We start from the raw sequence: 23122 nt of genomic DNA on the forward strand, positions 1-23122 counted from the left end.
GTGAACAAACGCTCTAAAAATGAATGCTTTTTATTCATAATGACTAACATATCTATATTGTTTTTTTCAATATAATCATGAACTACATTAAACATATCATCTTTTGCTGTTTCTACAAATTCATGTCTCAGCTGGCTAAAATTATTGTTAAAAAAAGTGATATTATCATCCGTATCATATACTAAATGATTTTGATCGGCAAGATGGAATATTTGTAACGAAGATTTATTCATAGTCATAATTTCTCTTAAAACCTCCAAATCTTCTATTTTAAAGCTTTTTGAGTTTGTAGTTGCTAAAGCAATATTATCCAAGTTCTTAAATTCACATCCGTTAGGAATAGCTAAAACTGGTGCTTTGCAGCGTTGCATTACCCTTACGGTATTACTTCCAAAGAGTACTTTATCTAAACCTGAAGCGCCTTTGGTACCCATAATTATCAAATCTATATCACGATTTTTACAAACTTGATTTATGGAGTCTATAAAATTATCATAATCTACAATAGAATGAAATTGATGGTTTTTATTGTTAAACTCTTCATTAATTGTTGAGACTATATTATTGATAGATTTTTTAGCCGCATTAATTAATGTTTTATAAATAGTTGTAGATGAATTTACAACCATCATATCATCTGTTATAAAAGAAGACGCTTTTTGTACATTTAAGATATAAAACTGGCATTTTTGATCTTTTAAAAACTCTAAAGCATAACCAATAGCATTTATTGAATTTTTAGAAAAGTCTGTAGGCAATAGGATGTTTTTCATGACCATAAAATTTATTACCAAGTAAACTTATACTTAATCCATTTTAAAAACTATGATATAAATCAGTAAAACAAATACTGTACATTAATAAATTAGTATAATAATTTTAAGCATTGTATTTTCGGCACAATAAATGACTAATAGTACGTTATAACCTAAATTACTTTTATGACACGTATTTCTTTTTTGCTATTGTTTTTAGTTTCTATATCACTAAACGCACAAAACAATGCTATTGGATTTGGAGAAAAACTTACCTACACCGCTTCTTATAATATGTCTGGTATTTTAACGGATTTGGCTGAGGTCACAATGGAAACCAGTGCCGTTAAAACATCAAAAACAACACTATTACGATTAAAATGTAAAGCCACTACATATAGCAAATGGGATAATTTTTTTAAAATTAGAGATTTGTATGAAAGTTATGTTAATCCAAAAACGTTAAAACCCTATTTATATAATAGAGATATTAATGAAGGTGGTTATTATAAAAACATGAAATATACCTTTAGTCATAAAACTAAAACGGTAAAAACGGTACAAAGAAAAAAGAGTAATTGGGTTCAAAAGAAAACAGTACCTATAGGTGCTGATACTAAAGATATTATTTCAACATTATACACCATAAGAACTTTTGATTTAACGAACTTAAGCTCTGGTACTAGTAAAGATTTTACTATTTTGTTTGACAGGGAAGAAATTAAAGCCAAAGTAACTTACTTAGGAAAGGAGACTATTTCTACAGCTTTAGGAACTAAAACATGCTATAAAATCTCATTAGGATCTACAAATTCAAATACTGTAAATGGTACTTTATGGCTTACCGCAGACGAAAATAAAATCCCTGTATATGGTAAATTTAAAATACCCGTAGGTACCGGAGAGTTAAAAATAAAATCAGCTTCAGGCTTAAAAAACTAAATACATTTAAGATGAAAAAATTGTTTACTATTCTAGCTTTAATAGCATCCATATTCGCGATTATTTTTTCTGTTTTACCCTTATCAAACTTAGCAATTATTCCTGCCATCGGAGCATTAGTTTTTGGTATTATCGCATTTTATCTTTCGAAAAAAGAGGGGAGCGTTAAAAAAATCATACAGTTTACATTTATATTAACTTTTATAGCTTTGGCTATTACAACATATAAATCAATTTTTACCAAAACAGAGGTTACCAATACAGATGCTATTGAAGCTATAGAAGACAAACTAGAAGCAGAATCTATGCAAGAATTAGAAGATCTTGATATTGAAATTGATGAATCTGAATTAGAAGATATTCCATTTGATGAGTAAGTAATTTTTGCTGTAAATATGTATATTTGTTCTTGAATAAAATAATGAAACTATCAAACTTATAATTTTATCGCTACAAGATAATAATCTGATTATAAGTTGCATGCGGTTAATAATTACTTAATATACATGAAGGTATTTTATATTCTCTCTCTATTTACATTGCTAGGTACTTGTGCTACCAAAAAATACACCTCCAAAATACAAGATGTTAAAGATAATATAGTGTTGATGGATAGCACTCAAGTTATCAAATATGCAAATACTATAAATGCAGAAGAGCTAAAGACTCACTTATACAAATTTTCATCTAATGATTTTATGGGTAGAAGAGTTGGAGAACCTGGGCAAAAACTAGCCGCTGAGTTCTTGAAATCTTATTATGAAAGCGAGAACATCGATTCTCCTTTTGGCGGATCAAACTATTATCAAACTATTCCTTCTAGCTTTTTTAATGATAAATATGGAAGTTCGGAAAATGTGTTAGCCTACATTGAAGGTTCTGAGCATCCAGAAGAAGTGATAGTGATTTCATCTCATTTAGATCACTTAGGTGTTTCTGAGAATGGGCTTATAAATAATGGTGCAGATGATGATGGTTCTGGAACAGTAGCCCTAATGGAAATGGCACAAGCATTTAAATTAGCCAAAGATGAAGGTCATGCCCCTAAACGGAGTATTTTATTTTTACACCTAACTGCAGAAGAAATAGGCAAAAAAGGCTCTGAATTCTACACCAAATATCCCGTATTCCCGCTTGAAAAAACCATTGCCAATCTTAATATAGATATGATTGGAAGAATAGACAATTATCATAAATATGATAAAGACTATATGTACTTAATAGGTTCAGATAGATTAAGCAAAGAGCTCCATTATGTTTCTGAAAAAGTAAATAATCGTTTTTTTAACATCAATCTAGATTATAGGTTTAATGCAGAAGGTGATACAAATGATTACTATGATCGGTCTGATCATTATAATTTTGCTTTTCATGGTATTCCAGTAATATTTTACTTTAATGGTGAGCACGACGATTATCATAAAGTAACAGATACTCCAGATAAAATAGATTATCCGTTATTAGAAAAACGTACCAAACTCATTTTTGCTACAGCGTGGCAAATTGTTAATCAAGATCATCGATTAGCGGTAGATACAAATAATGAATTGTTAAAATAGACTGAAAATTAGCCAGCTGATTCGTTCCTTTTTGTAATATAGCATATCTAAAATAGTATAAACACATGAAAAAACTAGTAATTCTTATCTGTGCTACAACATTTTTCACATCCTGCAGTAGTTCACAAAATAAAACTGAGAAAGTCGTTAATCCTGAAACTTTTGCTGCTACAATAACTTCAAATGAACTTAAAGACATGCTTTACACCTATGCTTCAGATGAGTATGAGGGAAGAAAAACTGGAGAACCTGGTCAAAAAAAGGCTATTGAATTTATAAAGAATAATTATCGCACTAATAACATTCCCTCTCCTATTGCTGAAGACGACTATTTTCAAGACATTCCAGCCAGTTATTTTGGGAATGGTATAAAAGATTCAGAAAATGTTATTGCTTATATTAAAGGAAGTGAAAAGCCAGATGAAGTAATTATCATTTCTGCACACCTTGACCATATAGGGATTAGCAGGAATGGCGATATTAACAATGGTGCTGATGATGATGGATCCGGAACAGTAGCCATTTTAGAAATAGCTGAAGCTTTTAGAGCAGCAGAAAAGAGTGGAAATGGACCTAAGCGTACTATCTTATTTTTACATGTTACTGGAGAAGAAATAGGACTTTACGGTTCACGTTATTACGCAGATGAAGACCCCATTTTTCCTTTAATAAATACAGTGGCTAATTTAAATATTGATATGATTGGTCGTGTTGATCCAAAACATGAAGAAAGTGGTAAAAATTATTTATACTTAATTGGTTCTGATAAATTAAGTAAAGAATTACATAACCTTTCAGAAAATATCAATAAAAAATACTTCAATTTAGAGTTTGATTACACCTATAATGAAGACGATGACCCGAATCGTTTTTATTACCGCTCGGACCATTATAATTTTGCGAAAAATAATATTCCTGTAATCTTCTATTTTAATGGGACACATGCCGATTATCACAGACCATCGGACACACCAGATAAAATAAATTATGCCTTTCTAGAAACGCGTACTAAGCTTATTTTTCACACAGCTTGGGAGTTGGCTAATAGAGATGAGCGGGTTAAGCTAGATTAATTATAAATACAAAAAAAGCCTTTCAATAAATTGAAAGGCTTTTGCTTTTTGGGTGGAAGACCGGATTCGAACCGGCGACCCTTGGTACCACAAACCAATGCTCTAACCAACTGAGCTACAACCACCATGTAACTGCATTTTGTAATGCGTGTGCAAATGTAATTTATTTCAATCTTTTCTACAAAGACTTTTTGAATATTTTCTTATTGTTTTTATAACTACTTCAAATCGAACAAACTATCAACAGCTACATAGCGTTCTACAGTAAAACCCTCTGCATACTCTACTCCTACTAACCTGCCTAAGTCTCTAGCTCTATAAATAATACTATCTGTAAAGTTCTTGCTGGATATAGGTGTTTCTGGCTCTTTACTATTAGCATCAAAAAATTGTGTTTTATAGGCTAATACAGATTCCATCTTTTTATCCATAAAACCAGTTATATCAACTGCTAAATCGGGTTCTAAATTTTTCCATTGTATATAATGGTATACTTGTTTTGGTCGCCAAGGTTTTTGTATTTCTCCTTCATCTTCGGTATCAATTTTAATCAAGCCACTCAAAAAGCAAGCATCACTTACTAGTTTGCTTCCTTTTTCGTGGTCAATATGTCTATCATCTATAGCATTACAAATCACAATTTCTGGTTGATATTTCCGTATCATTTTAATAATGGCTAGTTGATGCGATTTATCATTCACAAAAAAACCATCAGAAAACTCCATATTGGTTCTAATACTCACTCCCAAGATTTGTGCTGCGTTAAATGCTTCTTGATCTCTAGTTTTCGCCGTACCTCTAGTTCCTAACTCGCCTCTAGTTAAATCAATAATACCAACTTTTTTGCCATTGGTAACTTCTTTTGCAATGGTTCCACCGCAACTTAATTCAACGTCATCTGGATGTGCTCCGAAGGCTAAAACATCTAATTTCATATATTAATTTGTGTTTTTTTGTGTATTTGTTATTTAACGAAATCATATTATTCATCTAAAATAAAGAATATCGAAAAACTCCGCATAACGCAAACGTATTCGTTAACGTTTTCTTCATTTTTTAGTTACTAAATTTAGCAATTATTGAAAAATCACAGCTTTACTCAAAGCATGACATTCGTCATAATAATTAGAGGGCTTCCAAAGTAATTTTACACTATATCTATTCAACGCTTCTAATTAATTGCTAAAGCTAATAAAGAATTACAATATATGATCTATTTAATGCTCACCATTTTAGTTATTACCATTGGTCTCTTTGTTTGGGGAAAGTTTACACCAGACATTGTAGCACTAATTTCTATGCTGAGTTTGTTTTTGACAGGTATTTTAGATTCTAAAGAAACTTTAAGTGGCTTTAGTAATCCTACGGTTATTATGATTGCTGCTCTCTTTATTATAGGCGAAGGTATTGCCCAAACAGGTTGGACAGCTTTAGCTGGTAAGAAATTTGTAGAATGGGCAGGAAAAAGTGTGCCAAAATTATTGGTTATTATAACGCTCGGTGCTGGTGTATTATCTGGATTTGTTAGTAATACAGGAACAGTGGCAACCTTAATGCCACTTACCATTTCATCTGCTTGGAGCATTGGTACATTACCTTCTAAAATGTTGATGCCTGTTGCGTTTGGATCTAACACAGGTGGATTATTAACTTTAACAGGTACACCTCCAAACATTATAGCTAGTAATGCTTTAATGGAGGCTGGTTTTGAAGGATTCTCATTCTTTGAGTTTGCGTTAATAGGTTTGCCACTACTTGTTGTAGCCCTATTATATTTTAGATATATAGGCTATAAACTTTTACCAAAAAATAAAACAAATAATAAACCAGTAAATATTGAATCTACACTTCATAATTGGATTGAAGCTTATAAAGTTGACAATGGGTACTATCGTTTGCGTGTAAGATCTATATCACCATTACTAAACACTAAAATTGAAGCATGGCAGTTTGAAAAAGAATATAACGTATCTATTATTCGTATAAGAAGAAGACATCCAAATTTATTAAAAAAGACACCTCGATTTATAGAATTCCCAGACCACAGTACAGAATTTCTTTATCATGATATTATTACTGTAAAAGGGGAAACGGAAGCTATCAACAAAATAATGATTACGTTCAGATTAGGGCTTTTACCTCTTGAACCTATCACTGATGAATTGAAACACAACCTTATTAATCAAGAGGTTGGTATGACTGAAGTTATTGTAAACCCAAATTCTATTTTAGTAGGAAGAAAATACAAATTAAACAATTACTTCAAACGCTATAATCTTCAACTTTTAGCAGTATCTAGAAACAAGAAACCTCTATTAGAAAAAGAAATCACTGTTAAAGCAGGCGATGCGTTCTTAATAAGAGGTACTTGGGAACATATAGACGATTTAAAACAACAACACGAAAATCTGGTGATTATTGGTAGTCCAGAGGGAATGGCTAAAAATGTAGAAAGTCTTAATTCTAAATCATTTATTGCCTTAGGAGCCCTAATACTCATGATTATTTTTATGGTTTTCAAAATTGTACCAGGATCTATGGCTGCATTAATTTCAGCAGGTGTGGTTTTACTGACGGGATGTGTACCAATTTCAAAAGCATATAAAGGTATAAGTTGGACAAGTGTTGTTATGATTGCAGCAATGATACCAATGGGCATAGCACTCCAAAAAACAGGAACTGCACAATTAATTGCCAACGCTCTTGTTGATTATTTAGGTGCTATACATCCGATCTTATTACTAGGTGGTGTTTTTTTATTAACCACAACATTCAGTCAAGTAATCAATAACTCAGCAACAGCAGTATTAATGGCACCTATAGCAATACTTGCTGCTAGCTCACTAAACCTATCTCCTGAACCATTTATGATTGTAGTTGCCATTAGCGCATCAACAGCCTTTTTAACACCAATAGGCACAACCACAAATGCGATGGTTATGACAGCAGGAGGTTATAAGTTTATGAACTACTTAAAAGTGGGTGCTCCATTACTACTTATGTTCTTCATTATATCAATGATACTAGTGCCAATGATATGGCCATTTTGAAATAAAAATTATTAAATAGGAACCTTTAAATTAAACTAAAATGAAAGCAACAGCAACAAAACATCCAAGTTTAGAACAATACGGATTAAAAGATGTGACGGTTAACTGGAATTTATCACCTGAGGAACTTCAAAAAATAACGGTTGATAAAGGCATGGGGAAAGAAACAGCAAACGGAACCCTAGCTATAAACACAGGAAAATTTACAGGACGTTCTCCTCAAGACCGTTTTCTTGTAAAAGATGATTATACAGCTGATAAAGTTTGGTGGGGAAAAACTAACAAACCAGTATCTCCAGAAAATTTTGATAAGCTAAAAAACGAAATCACTAAATACCTTTCTGGAAAAGAAATTTATGCTAGAGATGGTTACGTATGTGCAGATCCAGAATTTAGAACAAATATTAGAACAGTAACTGAATTACCTTGGTCTAACATGTTTGTATATAATATGTTTTTAAGACCTAGTGAAAAGGAATTAGAAAACTTCAATGAAGATTGGTTAATCCTATGTGCACCGGGATATGTTTGTCCAGATCCAAAAGCTTATGGCATCCGTCAAGGTAATTTTTCAATATTAGACTTTACGAAAAAAATAGCATTAGTTGGCGGATCTGCTTACACAGGAGAAATGAAAAAAGGTATTTTCTCTGCCCTAAATATGATTTTACCAGTAGAAAAAGATGTATTACCAATGCACTGTTCTGCTAATGTTGGTAAAAAAGGAGATACTGCTATTTTCTTTGGATTATCTGGGACAGGAAAAACAACGTTATCTGCAGATCCAGACAGAAAATTAATTGGCGATGATGAGCATGGTTGGACAGCTGATAATACAATCTTTAACTTTGAAGGTGGGTGTTACGCTAAAGTAATTGACTTGACAGAAGAAAAAGAACCGGACATTTTTAGAGCAGTTAAGCCTGGTGCGATTCTTGAAAATATAGTGTTTAAAGATAATGGAGAACCCGACTATATGGATAGTAGCATCACACAAAATACCCGTGTAAGTTACCCAATTCATCACATTGATAATATTCAAGAAACGCTTTATGCTAACAACCCTAAGAACATCTTCTTCTTAACTTGTGATGCTTTTGGTGTATTACCTCCAGTATCTAAATTAACGCCAGGTCAAGCTGCATATCACTTTATTTCTGGTTATACAGCTAAAGTTGCAGGAACTGAAGCAGGAATTACAGAACCTGTACCATCATTCTCTGCTTGTTTTGGCGAACCATTTATGCCATTACACCCAACAGTTTATGGCGAAATGCTAAGTAAAAAAATGACTGAGGCCGGTGTAAACGTTTGGTTAATTAATACAGGATGGAGCGCAGGACCTTACGGTGTAGGATCTCGTATAAAACTAAAATATACAAGAGCAATGATTACTGCAATCCTTAATGGTGACTTAGATAATGTAGATTACGAACAAAACTTTATTTTCGGATTATTCATGCCTAAATACTGTCCAGGTGTACCATCAGAGATTTTAGACCCTATGAACACTTGGTTACAAAAAGGAGCTTACGTTGGTAAAGCTATTCACTTAGCACACTCATTCCACTTAAACTTTGAGAAATTTGCTCAACAAGCATCCGAACAAATTATTGAAGGTGGACCACTAATTGATGAACATCATCACTTACACGAACACTTTTAATAGGTTCTTATTAAACTTAAAAGGAGCTCAATTTGAGCTCCTTTTACTATTTATTTACTTAACTTCATTTTATATGAAACGTCATATTGCCCTTTTATTACTTGTACTTAGCCTGAACATTACTTTTGCTCAATCTCCTGTTGAGAATGAATTAGGTTCATGGTTTACTTTTTCAGGAAACCATGAAATTTCTGATAAGGTTAGTTTTAGTACCTTAATTCAGGCTTGGGACTACGAATTAGCAGATAACTTCAACTTTATTTTATACAACCTTTCGCTAAACTATGCTGTTTCACCTAAAACAACGGCTTCGTTAGCTTATGGGTTTTCAGATATTGATAGTGGCTTTGAAACAAATGCCCCACATACTTTTGAAAATCGTTTATCCGAACAGGTTGGTTATAAACATAAACTATTTAAACTACCAATAGACCATAGATTTAGAGTTGAACAACGATTCCTTAATAAATCTGGTCCAAACGTTATTCATAATAGACTCCGTTACAGACTTGGTATGAAAATAACGCTTAATAAAACCTTATTCTTTCGTATTCACAATGAATATCTTACAACTATTGGATCTAAGAAAGTAGATGCTTTTTCAGAAAACCGCTTATATGGCGCTTTAGGAATTCATGTTTCTAAATCAGCAAATATTCAAGTTGGTTATTTAAACCGAAAAATTAAAAAATTAAGCTTACACCGGCTACAACTGGGGCTCTTTTATAAAGCAGACTTAAGAAAAAAGAAAGAATTATAAATATTATAGTTTAGAGTAACTATTCAACTGAAAAAGTATCGAAGATCAAAAAGTATGATTTTCGATACTTTTTTATTTAAAAGTCCAAGCTACAATTCTTGATACCTTATTGCCTTGCCCCATATTAATTGTTTTGATATCAGTAGCACCTAATTTCTTTAAGGACGTGTACATACCTTTTACCAAATCCTTTTTAGATATTAGAGTTGTAAACCAAACGCACTGTTTCTTAAACAAAGAGCTTTCATAGAGATAATTATGAATAAATGCTTTTTCACCGCCTTTATACCATAGTTCATTTTTTGTACCAGAAAAGTTTCTAACAACCTTATCTCCTTCTCTATTTAATCCTTTTAGTTTTCTAGTCGTTGCCTCTAAAGCTTCAGTTTCCGATTTATAAAATGGAGGGTTACAAATAGACACTGAAAAGCTATCTTCTTCATTTAAAACACCATTAAATATTTGAGAAACATCTTTTTGAAATCTTAATTGAATGACATCATTTAATTTGTTTTCATTGACGATTTTTTGTGCATACTCTAATGAATTTCTATCAATATCCGTTCCTACAAATTTCCAATTATATTCAGCATTTCCTAAAATAGGATAAATACAACTGGCACCTGTTCCTATATCTAAAACATTGATGTTACCTGAGATTTTAGATGATTTTAACAAATCGGCTATGTGATGAATATAATCTACACGCCCAGGAATTGGCGGACATAAATTAGAATCAGGAAATTCCCAAAAATTAATGCCATAATGCTTAAACAATAAAGCTCGATTCAATGCTTTTACAGCATTTGGATTAGCAAAATCAATAGTTTTTGTCTGATAATTATTTTCAAACACAAAAGATAATAAATCTGGATATGCTTCGCATAAAGCTTCTAAATCATATCCAGATTTATGCTTGTTTTTTGGGTGAAAGTTCGGGTTCGTTTTGATTTTTAGATTCATTTTAATAATTATTCAAAACTACAAAATAGATTTCTAGGGAGTTCTTTTCAATTCTTATATATTCGTAAAAAAAATTTAAAGATGTTAAAAGCAGTTATTTTTGATATGGACGGTGTTATTATTGATAGCGAGCCTATGCATAATAAAGCCTATCATGATATGTTTAATGAAGTTGGTATTGAAGTTTCAACCGAATTTTATGAGTCATTCACAGGGCAATCCACAATCAACATCTGTAAACGCTTATGCGACCATTTTAGTTTGGATCAATCTCCTGAAGCTTTAGTGGCCATAAAACGTAAACACTACAAACATTTTTTTTATAGTAATTCTGACTTAGGCCTTATAGATGGTGTATTAAATTTAATTAAAGACTACCATAATAACGGACTCACTTTGGTTTTGGCGTCTTCGGCCGCTATGACTAGCATCAATCAAATTTTTGACCGTTTTGAATTAAGCCAATATTTTGTTGCGAAACTTAGTGGTGGCGACTTAAAACAATCCAAACCTCATCCTGAAATTTTTATTAAAGCGGCGGAAGCTACTGGTTTTAGCAAAAATGAATGCTTTGTAATTGAAGATTCCACCAATGGCGTTGAAGCAGCAAAAGCAGCAGGTATTTTCTGTGTTGGTTTTGATAGTTTTCACTCTAAAAATCAAGACTATTCTAAAGCCGATATGGTCATTAAAGATTTTAAGGAAGTTTCTTTTAGTGAAATTAAAACTCTTTTTTAATTATCTTTTTCTTCTTTAGCTTTCAAAATAATAGCTTTTAAACGTTCCTTTCTTAACGTTTCTCCAGCTTTCTTTTTATTTTTCTTCTTAGCCATCAACTTGGAATGCTTCGCTTTATTTTTGGTATTCTTTTCTCTACCTGTTTTTCCCATAATTATTGTTTTGCTTTTAACAAGGCATTCTGTTCTTCCATCAATTCAGTAAGATGCGATAATAATTCTATATCCTTTGGAGTAACCACTGTTTTATCTTTGGTGTCTTGAGCCTTATTACGAAGCTTATTCATAAACTTTACCACAATAAAAACTGTAAATCCTATAATCATAAAATCTAAAAATGCTTCGCCTAGTGCACCATAACCTATAGCTACCTCATCTGTAATATTAGTTCCACCAGCACCAGTTACCGCTTCTCTGAGGATGATACGTTTATTTTGCATATTAACACCACCTGTTAATAAAGACAATGGAGGCAAAAACACTTTCTTAACCAATACATCAATCACTTTATTGAAAGACGCACCAATGATAATACCAATGGCCATATCCATCATATTACCTTTTACGGCAAACTCTTTAAATTCTTTAAATAATTTCGTATTCCTCTTTATAATCATATTCCACTTTTTAATCCTATTTAACTTTGCAAATATATTAGAATGTTAATTTAATTATTAATCTATTCAACATAAAAAATATGGGAGATATATAGAGTAAACATTTTCCAGCTATAAATTCATCCAAAACAAGTCTTAGAATCCCGTATTCTTATTAAAGTGACAATAAACAATTTAATAATAGTGTTACACGGGTAGCTAGTGTATAGAAGAAAAATCATGTCAATCTGAAAATATAACAGAACCTAGCGGGAGTGCTTTTGAAAACCTAAAAAAACATTAGCTATAAAATCGCCATTTGGAATAATGTTGGTTTTTTAATAACTACAAAATCCGTATTTCAGTTTAGGTATCTACCAAAACCAAGGTCCGAAAAGAGCTAACGCGAGAATCTGCCTAGATATTCTGTTCATTAAATAAATCTCAAGCTAATCTTACACTTAGAACTTTAATAGCCTTTATTTTTTATAAAACTTAGCATATCCTCGATAAGCAAACAAACCTAAAACAGCTACTATGCCAAAAGCAATACCAATAAACTTTACACTCACAATTTGGTCGCCACTCGCATAACTATGCAAACCTGCTAAATAGAAATTCACTCCAAAATAAGTCATTAAAATACTTGAAAACGCAACAATAGACATTAAGTTGAAAAACCAACTCCCACGAAGTCCAGGAATCAATCGCATGTGAATCACAAAAGCATAAATCATAATACTGATAAGGGCCCAAGTTTCTTTAGGGTCCCAGCCCCAATAACGTCCCCAACTTTCATTAGCCCACATACCTCCCAAAAAGTTACCAATGGTTAGCATCACTAAACCAACAGTTAAAGCCATTTCGTTAATAACAGTTAACTCCTTAATATTTAAATCCATTTTAATTTTATTGGATTTGGTAGTAAAAATCATAAGTATTAATGCTACAACTCCTAAAATCATTCCTAGCGTAAACGGGCCATAACTCGCAACGATAACCGCCACATGTATCATGAGCCAATAACTATTTAAAACAGGTTGTAAGTTTGCAATAGCAGGATCCATCCAGTTCCAGTGTGCAATCATTAAAATCATAGCAGTGACAAATGCCGTTGATGCTATTGTTAAATCACTTTTTCTTCCGAAGGCTAAACCAAAAAACATCGTTGCCCAAGCCACATAAATCATAGACTCATAAGCATCACTCCAAGGCGCATGTCCAGATATGTACCAACGCACAATTAAACCTGCTGTGTGCAATATAAATAATCCAAGAATAATAAACTTAAAGACGGTTACTGACACATTTACAACCTTGCGTTTGTCATTAAATATTTGAGCAATCAATAAAATAAATAACAAACTACCTGCATATAAATACCAACTAAAAAGCTTCTTAAAAATATCATACTTGTTATAAAGCACTTCGGTTTTTACTTTATCATCACTTAGCATAACGTCTCCACCATAACGATGCTGGGTTTTTTTAAATGCTTCTAAAAGTTTTTCAGTTTCTTCAAAATCACCCGATTCTTTAGCTTGGTTTAATGTGAATAAATACGCTCTAAATCCATTTTTTATAAAGTTAGAATACAAGGAGTCTTTTATTTTCGACGTGTCTTTTTTGTAATCAAAATTAGAAATCCACTTGTTATTTTCATCATTAGGAATTGGGAATATCTTCAAAGACATACCTTCAATTGTGTTGTATAATAAATTAACACGCTGATCGGTTTCTTTAAATTCCTTTTGAAATCCATTTGGTATTTGAGCTTTGTAAGCCTCATCAAGATATGGTGCTAATTTGTATTCGCCTCTTTCTGAAAAGAAATCTGCAAGCGGAACGTATTTAGCATCTATATCGACCCCAATAAGTTTTCTAATAGAATCTCCTTTTTTAAGTTTCAAGTAAATAATAGGCACATTATACCAAAGCATAGGGCTTTCTTGAATGGACAAGAACACCTGATTTGCATCAAAGCCTTCATAAGTATCCTGCTTACTTAACTTACGAAGCATTTCTGAAGCATAAGTATTAACAGGCATCATTCGTCCGCTTAAATCTTGAATCACTAAATGCCCAAATTTATCTGCATGTGCTTTAGGAGACATGTTTGATTTTAAAATGGAATCTATTTGTGTTTTTGTAGGTATAGAATGGTCATGTCCATCATTCTCATGGTGCTCTTGAGAAAACACATTTAATCCAAAACATAACACCAAAATAGTAAGCAGTTTTGCTTTTTTAGCTTTTGTTTTTTCTAAAAATCGTTTTAGATCGCCAAAACGAGAATGTTTAGAAAACAGAATAGCCATCATCCCAAAATACAACATAAAATAACCAATATAAGTTATCAAAGAACCCCAAAAATCATGGTTTACTGAGAGAATGGTACCTTTTTCATCCGGATCAAAACCCGATTGAAAAAACCTGTAACCATCATGGTCTAAAATATTATTCATAAAAATTTTATAATCATAACTTTCTGATCTGTCGTCTAAAACAGTTACTTCACTTGAATATGCAGAATAACCTCGTTCTGTCCCAGGATAACGTTCTGCTTCGAAGTCGTTCAACTTTAACGCAAATGGCAACTCTAAGACCTTAGAACCATATTTAAACGCGAAATCTAAACCACCTAATTTTATTTGTTTAAAACTACTGTTTGTTCCCTTTCCTCCTAACAAACCAATACGTTTCGTTTCACCATTTGTGGTCACTTTTAACAATACTCCATCTTCATCATTCTTTAATGGTTGTCCTTTTTGTACAATATCAAAAACACCCTTTATAACGGGGTTAGGGAATACCATTTGCATCTTGCCAATCTTATAGAGAGAACGCAATACTAAAGGCTGCAAACTATCTTTAACTAACTTTCCTTGTGCTCTAGTGGCCATGGTCATGTACTCGCCATCAAAAGGCGAATTAATAGTTAGTGAATCGCCTTGATGCGTAATATTAATAGCACCATCAGTAGGTTTATTAAGAGCGATTAATACATTATGAATGTTTGCTATTTCTCCAACTTTTAAGAAGTGGTTATGTCTCCCTCCTTCTCCAGCTTCAACTAGTTTTAAATAAGATTCTCCATTCTCATCTGGAACAATATCTTCTTCAGCACCAACAATGAACTTTTCTAATTTAATAGTTATTGGCTGTTGATTGTATTTGGTCTCTATTTTTAGATCATTTTCTAAACGACCTGAAAAATCAACCTCACGTTCTACTGGCAAGCGTTGCGGTACTCCATCAATTTCATAATCTCCATCAATTAGCGTTGTAATGTATGTTTTTTGCGAAAGAAAGTTGTTTTCAATGGCTCCTTCTCGAATGGCCATCATACCTTCAAAACTGGCATAACGTGTAATAAAAGCACCCAACAGAATAAAAATGAATGATAAATGCAAGATAAATGTTGCCCATTTTTCTTTTTTATATAGCCTAAATCTAAAAACATTTCCAGTGAAATTAATAATGAAAAACACCATGATTGCTTCAAACCACCATGCATTATAAATTAAGTTTCTGGTGTACGGTGTTGGTGAAGTTTCTTGTCCTGCATCTAAGAAGGTTCCGGTTGCCATAGCAGCTGCAAAAGCAATAAATAAAACAGCGGTTAACTTCGTAGAAAAGAAAATGTTGGCGAGTTGTTTTTGCATAATAAAACCCCTTTTTTAGGGTTACGCAAATTTAAGGATTAATGTTTATTTTGAAGTATTAAAGTCATGAAAAAGTTGACAAAAAATTGAAGAAACAAGTCTGCTTATCGAGTTCTTGATTCAAAAATCTTCAAATATAAGAACGTTCCCATTTTTCGGGCACGACGTTTAGCCTGTTCAGCATAATCCCCTTCAAAAAGTTCTTCTATAGTTTCAAACCAGAGGTTTAGCCACAAGCCAAAGTGTAATTCTGTGATGCTATTATTATTTTGTTTATCAACCTCGACATGAGTTTCTAGTGGGTCGCCCTGATACTTATGCTCCAACTTCCGGGTCATGAACAAACTGGTTTCCCAGAAGGTAGTCAATTTATCTAAATGCGCATCCCAGTCTTTAATGGCATCATTAAAAAAAGGTCCAAGAACATCATCTGCTCTCACTTTTTTATAGAATGAAGAGACCAATAAAAATACATCTTCTCTAGTTTTGATATCATTTTTCATGGATTACAAAATTAGACTATTTTTCTCGTATTGGCATAAACGGAACACTGAGATTGAAAACCAATGTATGTCATGTTCCATAAACAAATGCGCAAGGGATAGAAGTGGAAAGCCCACAGCGATCCCGATAGCTATCGGGACAAGATCGTGAGGACTTGCAACGGATAGCCCGACCCGATAGGGATGCGCCCAAATATTAATAATTCTGCCTCCTTAATTCATAATTCATTAGTATTTTAGCAATATGATTTCAGTAGTAATTTTAGGTGCTGGCAATGTTGCTACACATTTATTTAAAGGGTTTAGTAAAACAAGTGAAGTTTCTGTTGTTCAATGGTACAACAGAAGTTTATCGGCGATACAATCTTATGAAAGTATAGTTGACATTACCAATGATCTAAACACATTAAAAGATGCCGATGTATATATTTTGGCAGTTAGTGACGATGTGATTTGTGAATTATCGAGTAAACTTCCTTTTAAAAATAAACTAGTTGTGCATACCTCGGGCAGTGTTAGCGTTTATGATATTGATAAAAAACACAAACGTGGGGTACTCTATCCACTGCAAAGCTTTAGCAAAAATGCCGAAATGGATTTCGCGAATGTGCCAATTTGTATTGAAACCATCGACAAAGCGTGTTTCCCTATTTTAAAGGAACTATCATTAAGTTTAGGGAGTCCAATAAAGCGCATAAATAGCGACCAAAGGCGTGTACTGCATTTGGCAGCGGTTTTTGTTAATAATTTTACGAATCAATTATACAGAATTGGGCATGAAATCACAGAAAGTGAAGGCGCCGAATTTGATTTATTAAAACCGTTAATTTTAGAAACTGCAAAGAAAGTTCAGGAGATGTCGCCTTTCAAGGCCCAAACCGGACCTGCCAAACGTAACGATAAAAAAACCATTAAAAAACATTTAAAAACTTTAGAGAGCCAGCATCATAAGGATATTTATGAATTGCTTACTAAATCGATTATACATACACATGGAAGAAAAAAGTTATAAGGAATATTTAGAGCATATTACAACATTTATTTTTGATGTTGATGGTGTTTTAACCGATGGTTCTATTACAGTTACCACAACTGGAGAAATGCTAAGAACCATGAGTATAAAAGATGGCTACGCTTTGAAAACGGCTGTTGATAAAGGATTTAATGTCTGTGTCATTTCTGGCGGATCGAACGAAGGGGTACGCTTAAGATTGCAAGGTCTAGGTATCACAGATATCTATCTAGGCGCTCATAATAAAATTGAGCAACTCGATGATTACTTTAGTAAAAAGCATATTAAATCTGAAAATGTACTGTATATGGGTGATGATATTCCTGATTACCCTGTTATGAAAGGTATTGGACTGCCATGTTGCCCACAAGATGCTGTGCCTGAAATTAAAGGTATTTCAAAATACATTTCGCATAAAAAAGGTGGTAAAGGTGCTGCACGAGATGTGATTGAGCAAGTTTTGAAAGTTCAAGGAAAATGGAATGGTAATTTTGGGGCTAAATATGATTAAACCAGTCTTTAGTCTTCGTTTCACTAAAAATAGTAAAATATTCGTGAATTCGTAGCACCCTTAAATTTTAAACTTTGAGTTTCTTAAATCTTATCCGTTGGAAAAATTTGTTGATGATTGCATTAGTGCAATTACTCATTAAGTATGCCCTTTTAGAACCATTTGGAGTACAAACTACTTTAAATGCTTTTGGTATTACCCTTTTAATTTTAGCAACCATTTGTATAGCAGCTGCAGGAAATATTATTAATGACATATATGATATTGAAACCGATATAGTTAATAAACCCAATACCATTATTATTGATAAATCCATTTCAGAAAAAACAGCATATAATCTATTCATAATACTCAATTTGATTGGTGTTGGTGTTGGTTTTTATTTATCACATTTAGTTGGTAGAGCAGCTTTTTTTTCAATATTCGTTATAATTTCTATTTTACTTTATGTGTATGCATCATATTTAAAACGCACGCTTTTAGTTGGTAATATTGTTGTTTCTATACTTGTTGGTCTCAGCTTAATTATTGTTGGAATATTTGAATTAATTCCAGCTATGACACTTTCTAACCAACACACTCAAGTCCTGTTTTTTAAAGTAATTTTAGATTATACATTATTTGCATTCTGCATAAACTTATTAAGAGAAATAGCCAAAGACATTGAAGATATTGATGGCGATTATAAAGCCGGAATGAATACTTTACCTATCGCAATTGGAAGGGAGCGCGCTAAGCATGTATTGACTGTTTTAAATTTCTTTCCATTAGCAGGCATCATCGTTTATGTCGTTTCAGATTTATACAAACAACCCATTTCAGTTGGCTATTTTTTGCTATTTATTATTGGTCCGCTTACTTATGTAAGTATTAAAACCTTTGGCGCTTCAACAAAAAAAGAGATGCATCACATTAGTAATATGTATAAATTAATCATGCTTTTCGGGATGCTTTCGTTACTTTTATACAAGTATGTTATTCTCAATTAATGCTGAACGAAAAACTTAAAAAACATCGAATTATTTTAGCTTCAGGGTCACCTAGAAGACAAGAGTTTTTTAAAAACTTAGGACTGGACTTTGAAATTCAACTAAAGCCAGTTAAGGAAGAATATCCGCCACGATTAACTCATTTTGAAATCAGTAATTATCTCGCACAATTAAAAGCTTTACCCTTTAAAAAACAATTGTTACCAAATGATATTTTGATTACTAGCGACACCATTGTTTGGAACGATGACACTGCTTTGGGAAAACCTTGCGATGCAGATGAAGCATTCCGTATTTTAAAATCATTAAGTAATCAAACTCATGAGGTCATTACTTCTGTTTGTTTTACCACTACTAACTTTGAAAAAACACTTTATGATATAACCAAAGTGACTTTTAAAGAACTTTCAGATGAAGAAATTTTATTCTACATAAAAACCTACAAGCCTTTTGACAAAGCTGGAGCTTACGGGATTCAAGAATGGATTGGACAAATAGGTGTTACAAAAATTGAAGGCTCCTATTTTAACGTTATGGGTTTACCTGTTCATCTTGTTTATAAAACGTTAAATACTATTGCAGAAACAACTTAGGATTGTAAATTTATACAATGGAAATACTTAATAAATTAAAGACGGTCTTAAAAATTGACATTCTTATTTGGCTAATAGTTGGTTTGGTGCTTTCACTTGCTTCATGCCAAAACAAATCAGTATCTATAGATTTGGCTATTAATTCTGACACAACAACGATTGAACAAGAAGTCATAGAGAAACATGAAACATCTTCAGAGTTTAAAACATATTGGTATGCAGGAGAAGCTGAAATTTCATCTTATAAATTAGAGCAATGGCGTTATGGAGAAATGCGAGAAGGAACTGCTGTTTTAGTATATGTGACTGAAGATTTTCTACCCGATGTTCAAGTAAAAGCAAATTATCAAAATGCTAATAACATCCCTGTTTTAAAATTGAATGCTATTAAAAAATTCAATACTGGTGTGTACCCATATTCCATAATGCAGAGTACCTTCTACCCGGTTTCAAACAATAAACATGCTTTAAAAGTTTCAAGTTCTATGCAAGAATGGTGCGGCCATGTGTATGCGCAACTCAATAACAGAAAACAATTTGAAATCAATTCTCACTCTTATTTTGAAGGCGAAGCTGATAAAACTTTCAAACTAGACAAAGCCATTTTAGAAAATGAATTATGGGTAAAACTTCGCATCGACCCAAAATCATTACCAACGGGAGATTTAAAAATGATTCCGTCATTTGAATATTTAAGACTTAAACATAAAACTATAAAAACTTACGAAGCTTCTGCATCTTTAACAGGAAACACCTACTCCATCAGTTATTCAGAATTAAAGAGAACATTATCAATAACATTTAACCCCGAATTTCCTTTTGATATTTTAAGTTGGGAAGAATCCTTTGAAAGTGGTTTCGGACCAAATGCTAAAGTTTTAACATCCAAAGCAATCAAACTGAAAACCATTAAATCTCCTTATTGGCAAAAGAATAGCAATAAAGATGAAATGCTTAGACAAACACTTAAATTAGATTAAATTTGTGCTTTGTTTACATGTGTATTTCTAAAAATTATCATCACTAATATTATGTTATTTAATTTCTTTAAAGATTATCAAAGTGAGTTAATTATATCTGCGATTCTACTTATTTCGTTGCTTATTATTAGATTTATTATCCATTTTACAATAACCAAGGTAGCACGAAATACAGGTATTAATGAAGCTAGAATTAGACTTATTAGAAGATACATAACAGTTACTATATTTCTGTTTGCAGTGCTTATCGAATCCTTTATTTTCGGGACAGAATTCAAAGAAATAGCTGTTGTTTTTTCATCTATTTTCGCTGTAATCGGCATTGGTTTATTTGCTATTTGGTCTATTTTAAGCAATATAACCTCTGGAATAATTATGTTTTTTAATTTCCCTTATAAGGTTGGAGACAAAATTGCTATACACGATAAAGACTTTCCAATTACCGCAATTATTGAAGATATACGTGCGTTCCAATTACACTTGCGTATTGAAAACGGTGATTTAGTAACCTATCCCAATAACCTTATGCTCCAAAAGGCTGTAACCCTTGTTGAAAAAGATGCTATTGATGATGTTATTGACGATGACAGTGAAGCTGTTTAAATATTCCATATATTTAAGGTATACTATTTAAAATGGCAAAAAACACAACACATATCTCTAAAAATGTATTAGGACAAATACCAGGCAGTGTTATATATACTGGTAAAAAAGATAAGCAAAAACTCTTTATTGAATCTTTTGATTATAATAAAGAACAGTGTACCGAAAAAACACTAAATACTGTTCAAGAAAGCTTCGAGTATAAACTTACAGATTCTATTACATGGATTAATCTAAATGGATTAAATCATGTTGGAGAAATTGAAAAACTTGGCGAACATTACGATTTACATCCACTGGTTTTAGAGGATATTGTTAACATCTCACAACGTCCTAAAATTGATGAATACGATAATTACCTATTCGTAGTTCTAAAGATGTTGTATTATGATGCCAATGAAAAGATAGTTTCAGAACAAGTTAGCTTTGTTTTGGGTAAAAACTATGTACTATCCTTTCAAGAATCAGAAGGTGATGTTTTCAATTCTGTTAGAAACCGTATACGGCATGCGAAAGGGCGCGTTCGCTCGATGCAAGCTGACTATTTACTTTATGTATTAATCGATGCTGTTGTAGATCATTATTTTAGTGTTATAGAAACTTTAGGAGATAAAATTGAAGATTTTGAAACTGCTATTTTTTCAGGTGAAGTAGATGACGATATTAGCCAAAAGATTCAAAATTTAAAACGTGAAATCCTAAGAGTACGTCGCGGTATATTTCCACTTCGTGAAGTTATAAATCGTATTGAAAAAAACGAAAACAAACTCATTCACAAAAAAACAATCACGTATTACAGAGATGTTTACGATCATCTAATCCAAGTTTCAGAAAATATTGATATTTACCGAGAAATGATTTGGAGTTTAATGGATATGTACATGACTACCATTAGTAATAAAATGAATGAAGTCATGAAAGTTCTTACCATAATGGCATCCATTTTTATCCCACTAACCTTCATTGCGGGCATTTACGGCATGAATTTCGAGTACATCCCAGAACTTCAATATAAATACTCTTACTTCATACTTTGGGGCGTTATGATTGTGTTATTTATTGGCATGCTTATCTACTTTAAGCGAAGAAAGTGGCTTTAAAAAAAGTGATTATTTGGGCGCCCGCCTGCCCTGCCGGCAGGCAGGTTACCACCAGGGTCGGGCTTTACGTTATAATCTTTCTTGTGCTGAACTTGTTTCAGTATCTCATTAAGTTTTTTAAAAATATAAGATGAATTTTAAACAAAAAATTTATAGTTAAGCCCAAAAAATAATTTCCACTGCGATCCCTAACGCACATGGCAATTATTTTCCAACTACAAAAATGAAACTGATAAGTCCTAACTGCAAACTTGACTTTGTAAAAAAATGAGCTAACTTCCTTCATTATAAGCCCTAAACATATTATATAAACTTCTAAAATGTATGGTATTGACGCAAAATGGATGTTGGTAGTAGTAAGTGTTCCAATCTATTATTTTTATTAAATTAAACGAACACTATGTGTTTAATATACGTTTGTCTCCGAATAATAATTCGTTTCTCTAACTAAAACACCTATAAACACAAGTAATGTTAAACAATAAAGGTTTTTATTTATCTTGGTGCACAAATAATAGATATATAGTTACCAGTAACTATATACATACGTTGTATGTAATTATAAAATTATGATTGATAAGATTATTAAATACCAAAATGATTCTGAAAAAAACTTTGAACAGAAGAAAAATATAAAAACAATTATAAATTATATTATCGCTTTCATTCTCTTCTTGTTATCAACAATTATTTCAGCATTCACATTTCCATTAAGGTTTATATATAACAAAACAATTCGAAGAAATTCTGATTCAAAAATCATACACCTTAATGCTAGAAATATAGATTCAGTTTTGAAAAAAGAAAAATTAGTTTTAATAGACTTTTGGGCTGAATGGTGCGGGCCATGCTTAATGATGAATTCTACAATGGAAAAATTTGCGACTGAATCAAATGGTTTAAGAATTACTAAGGTTAACGCTGATTTAAATTGGAAATTAATAAATAAATTCAAAATAAAAGGCTTACCACAATTTATTCTAATGAAAAATGGAGAAGAAATAAAAAGGCATGCAGGAGCAATGACAATTTTTGAATTGACTAAATTTTGTGATGAAAGCAAAT

At 32.2% G+C, this 23122-nt stretch carries 23 protein-coding genes and 1 tRNA gene; 16 read left to right on the top strand and 8 right to left on the bottom strand.

The window, feature by feature from the left end; translation table 11 throughout:
• A partial coding sequence (locus QZ260_RS02020; RefSeq protein WP_295982178.1) for a universal stress protein occupies positions 1-773 on the bottom strand: 773 nt, incomplete at its 3' end.
• Positions 774-941: 168 nt separating this feature from the next.
• Here QZ260_RS02020 and QZ260_RS02025 point away from each other — a divergent pair.
• The 4 genes from QZ260_RS02025 (at position 942) to QZ260_RS02040 (ending at position 4329) form a co-directional block, all read left to right on the top strand.
• Entirely contained in the window at positions 942-1697 is a 756-nt protein-coding gene (locus QZ260_RS02025; protein WP_295982181.1) for a DUF3108 domain-containing protein, read from the top strand.
• Positions 1698-1708: 11 nt separating this feature from the next.
• Positions 1709-2074 carry an FUSC family protein gene (locus QZ260_RS02030; protein ID WP_295982183.1) on the top strand — a complete coding sequence of 122 codons (366 nt, stop codon included), beginning with the start codon at positions 1709-1711 and terminating at the stop codon, positions 2072-2074.
• A 129-nt stretch (positions 2075-2203) separates the two neighbouring features.
• Positions 2204-3256, top strand: a complete 1053-nt coding sequence (locus tag QZ260_RS02035) for a M28 family peptidase (RefSeq protein ID WP_295982184.1) — start codon at positions 2204-2206, stop codon at positions 3254-3256.
• Between the two features lie 65 nt (positions 3257-3321).
• Complete coding sequence (locus QZ260_RS02040; RefSeq protein ID WP_295982185.1) at positions 3322-4329, top strand: M28 family metallopeptidase; 1008 nt, start codon at positions 3322-3324, stop codon at positions 4327-4329.
• Positions 4330-4379: 50 nt separating this feature from the next.
• On the opposite strand, the gene QZ260_RS02045 is transcribed toward QZ260_RS02040, so the two are convergent.
• Positions 4380-4455, bottom strand: a tRNA-His gene (locus QZ260_RS02045).
• Positions 4456-4547: 92 nt separating this feature from the next.
• On the bottom strand, positions 4548-5264 hold the full coding sequence (bshB1, locus tag QZ260_RS02050; protein ID WP_295982186.1) for a bacillithiol biosynthesis deacetylase BshB1: 717 nt from the start codon (positions 5262-5264) through the stop codon (positions 4548-4550).
• A gap of 285 nt (positions 5265-5549) precedes the next feature.
• On the opposite strand from bshB1, the gene QZ260_RS02055 reads away from it, so the two are divergent.
• The 3 genes from QZ260_RS02055 to QZ260_RS02065 all read left to right on the top strand — a co-directional run bounded on the left by QZ260_RS02055 (position 5550) and on the right by QZ260_RS02065 (position 9805).
• Positions 5550-7379: an SLC13 family permease gene (locus tag QZ260_RS02055; RefSeq protein WP_295982187.1), complete on the top strand. Its 1830-nt coding sequence runs from the start codon at positions 5550-5552 to the stop codon at positions 7377-7379.
• 40 nt (positions 7380-7419) lie between these two features.
• A complete protein-coding gene (gene pckA, locus QZ260_RS02060; protein ID WP_295982188.1) occupies positions 7420-9045 on the top strand; it encodes a phosphoenolpyruvate carboxykinase (ATP) in 1626 nt (541 codons plus the stop codon).
• 73 nt (positions 9046-9118) lie between these two features.
• Positions 9119-9805 (top strand): DUF2490 domain-containing protein, encoded by a 687-nt coding sequence (locus QZ260_RS02065; RefSeq protein ID WP_295982189.1) that lies wholly within the window; start codon positions 9119-9121, stop codon positions 9803-9805.
• Between the two features lie 72 nt (positions 9806-9877).
• Here QZ260_RS02065 and rlmF read toward each other — a convergent pair whose 3' ends face one another.
• On the bottom strand, positions 9878-10768 hold the full coding sequence (gene rlmF / locus QZ260_RS02070) for a 23S rRNA (adenine(1618)-N(6))-methyltransferase RlmF (protein ID WP_295982191.1): 891 nt from the start codon (positions 10766-10768) through the stop codon (positions 9878-9880).
• Positions 10769-10849: 81 nt separating this feature from the next.
• On the opposite strand from rlmF, the gene QZ260_RS02075 reads away from it, so the two are divergent.
• Entirely contained in the window at positions 10850-11506 is a 657-nt protein-coding gene (locus QZ260_RS02075; RefSeq protein ID WP_295982193.1) for an HAD family phosphatase, read from the top strand.
• Here QZ260_RS02075 and QZ260_RS02080 read toward each other — a convergent pair.
• The 4 genes from QZ260_RS02080 to QZ260_RS02095 form a co-directional block, all read right to left on the bottom strand.
• Positions 11503-11658: a hypothetical protein gene (locus QZ260_RS02080; protein WP_295982195.1), complete on the bottom strand. Its 156-nt coding sequence runs from the start codon at positions 11656-11658 to the stop codon at positions 11503-11505. The two genes, QZ260_RS02075 and QZ260_RS02080, sit on opposite strands and share 4 nt — an antisense overlap.
• A gap of 2 nt (positions 11659-11660) precedes the next feature.
• Positions 11661-12122: a large conductance mechanosensitive channel protein MscL gene (mscL, locus tag QZ260_RS02085; RefSeq protein WP_295982196.1), complete on the bottom strand. Its 462-nt coding sequence runs from the start codon at positions 12120-12122 to the stop codon at positions 11661-11663.
• A gap of 458 nt (positions 12123-12580) precedes the next feature.
• Entirely contained in the window at positions 12581-15766 is a 3186-nt protein-coding gene (gene ccsA, locus QZ260_RS02090) for a cytochrome c biogenesis protein CcsA (RefSeq protein ID WP_295982198.1), read from the bottom strand.
• 104 nt (positions 15767-15870) lie between these two features.
• Entirely contained in the window at positions 15871-16269 is a 399-nt protein-coding gene (locus QZ260_RS02095; RefSeq protein ID WP_295982200.1) for a group III truncated hemoglobin, read from the bottom strand.
• A 244-nt stretch (positions 16270-16513) separates the two neighbouring features.
• Between QZ260_RS02095 and QZ260_RS02100 the strand changes: the two genes are divergently transcribed.
• The 8 genes from QZ260_RS02100 to QZ260_RS02135 form a co-directional block, all read left to right on the top strand.
• Positions 16514-17281 carry a DUF2520 domain-containing protein gene (locus QZ260_RS02100; protein ID WP_295982201.1) on the top strand — a complete coding sequence of 256 codons (768 nt, stop codon included), beginning with the start codon at positions 16514-16516 and terminating at the stop codon, positions 17279-17281.
• Complete coding sequence (locus tag QZ260_RS02105; RefSeq protein ID WP_295982202.1) at positions 17262-17792, top strand: HAD-IIIA family hydrolase; 531 nt, start codon at positions 17262-17264, stop codon at positions 17790-17792. The genes QZ260_RS02100 and QZ260_RS02105 overlap by 20 nt, the downstream gene beginning before the upstream one ends.
• Before the next feature lie 74 nt (positions 17793-17866).
• A complete protein-coding gene (locus tag QZ260_RS02110; RefSeq protein ID WP_295982203.1) occupies positions 17867-18781 on the top strand; it encodes a geranylgeranylglycerol-phosphate geranylgeranyltransferase in 915 nt (304 codons plus the stop codon).
• A complete protein-coding gene (locus QZ260_RS02115; protein WP_295982205.1) occupies positions 18781-19374 on the top strand; it encodes a Maf-like protein in 594 nt (197 codons plus the stop codon). Before QZ260_RS02110 ends, QZ260_RS02115 begins: the two co-directional genes overlap by 1 nt.
• 17 nt (positions 19375-19391) lie before the next feature.
• Positions 19392-20354 carry a septum formation inhibitor Maf gene (locus QZ260_RS02120; RefSeq protein ID WP_295982206.1) on the top strand — a complete coding sequence of 321 codons (963 nt, stop codon included), beginning with the start codon at positions 19392-19394 and terminating at the stop codon, positions 20352-20354.
• Between the two features lie 51 nt (positions 20355-20405).
• Complete coding sequence (locus QZ260_RS02125; protein ID WP_295982207.1) at positions 20406-20957, top strand: mechanosensitive ion channel domain-containing protein; 552 nt, start codon at positions 20406-20408, stop codon at positions 20955-20957.
• Between the two features lie 32 nt (positions 20958-20989).
• Complete coding sequence (corA, locus tag QZ260_RS02130) at positions 20990-22057, top strand: magnesium/cobalt transporter CorA (RefSeq protein WP_295982209.1); 1068 nt, start codon at positions 20990-20992, stop codon at positions 22055-22057.
• 569 nt (positions 22058-22626) lie between these two features.
• Positions 22627-23122, top strand: a 496-nt coding sequence (locus QZ260_RS02135) for a thioredoxin family protein (protein ID WP_295982211.1), incomplete at its 3' end; no start/stop codon positions are given.

Source organism: uncultured Algibacter sp., assembly GCF_905480415.1.
In the GTDB taxonomy this organism is placed as follows: Bacteria; Bacteroidota; Bacteroidia; order Flavobacteriales; family Flavobacteriaceae; genus Algibacter_B.

Coding starts and splice junctions, on each gene's coding strand:
- QZ260_RS02080 (WP_295982195.1), bottom strand. CDS start 11,658: ATGGGAAAAACAGGTAGAGAAAAGAATACCAAAAATAAAGCGAAGCAT.
- QZ260_RS02055 (WP_295982187.1), top strand. CDS start 5,550: ATGCTCACCATTTTAGTTATTACCATTGGTCTCTTTGTTTGGGGAAAG.
- corA (WP_295982209.1), top strand. CDS start 20,990: ATGGCAAAAAACACAACACATATCTCTAAAAATGTATTAGGACAAATA.
- mscL (WP_295982196.1), bottom strand. CDS start 12,122: ATGATTATAAAGAGGAATACGAAATTATTTAAAGAATTTAAAGAGTTT.
- QZ260_RS02125 (WP_295982207.1), top strand. CDS start 20,406: ATGTTATTTAATTTCTTTAAAGATTATCAAAGTGAGTTAATTATATCT.
- QZ260_RS02115 (WP_295982205.1), top strand. CDS start 18,781: ATGCTGAACGAAAAACTTAAAAAACATCGAATTATTTTAGCTTCAGGG.
- bshB1 (WP_295982186.1), bottom strand. CDS start 5,264: ATGAAATTAGATGTTTTAGCCTTCGGAGCACATCCAGATGACGTTGAA.
- QZ260_RS02030 (WP_295982183.1), top strand. CDS start 1,709: ATGAAAAAATTGTTTACTATTCTAGCTTTAATAGCATCCATATTCGCG.
- QZ260_RS02065 (WP_295982189.1), top strand. CDS start 9,119: ATGAAACGTCATATTGCCCTTTTATTACTTGTACTTAGCCTGAACATT.
- ccsA (WP_295982198.1), bottom strand. CDS start 15,766: ATGCAAAAACAACTCGCCAACATTTTCTTTTCTACGAAGTTAACCGCT.
- pckA (WP_295982188.1), top strand. CDS start 7,420: ATGAAAGCAACAGCAACAAAACATCCAAGTTTAGAACAATACGGATTA.
- rlmF (WP_295982191.1), bottom strand. CDS start 10,768: ATGAATCTAAAAATCAAAACGAACCCGAACTTTCACCCAAAAAACAAG.
- QZ260_RS02095 (WP_295982200.1), bottom strand. CDS start 16,269: ATGAAAAATGATATCAAAACTAGAGAAGATGTATTTTTATTGGTCTCT.
- QZ260_RS02100 (WP_295982201.1), top strand. CDS start 16,514: ATGATTTCAGTAGTAATTTTAGGTGCTGGCAATGTTGCTACACATTTA.
- QZ260_RS02120 (WP_295982206.1), top strand. CDS start 19,392: ATGGAAATACTTAATAAATTAAAGACGGTCTTAAAAATTGACATTCTT.
- QZ260_RS02035 (WP_295982184.1), top strand. CDS start 2,204: ATGAAGGTATTTTATATTCTCTCTCTATTTACATTGCTAGGTACTTGT.
- QZ260_RS02075 (WP_295982193.1), top strand. CDS start 10,850: ATGTTAAAAGCAGTTATTTTTGATATGGACGGTGTTATTATTGATAGC.
- QZ260_RS02105 (WP_295982202.1), top strand. CDS start 17,262: ATGGAAGAAAAAAGTTATAAGGAATATTTAGAGCATATTACAACATTT.
- QZ260_RS02040 (WP_295982185.1), top strand. CDS start 3,322: ATGAAAAAACTAGTAATTCTTATCTGTGCTACAACATTTTTCACATCC.
- QZ260_RS02025 (WP_295982181.1), top strand. CDS start 942: ATGACACGTATTTCTTTTTTGCTATTGTTTTTAGTTTCTATATCACTA.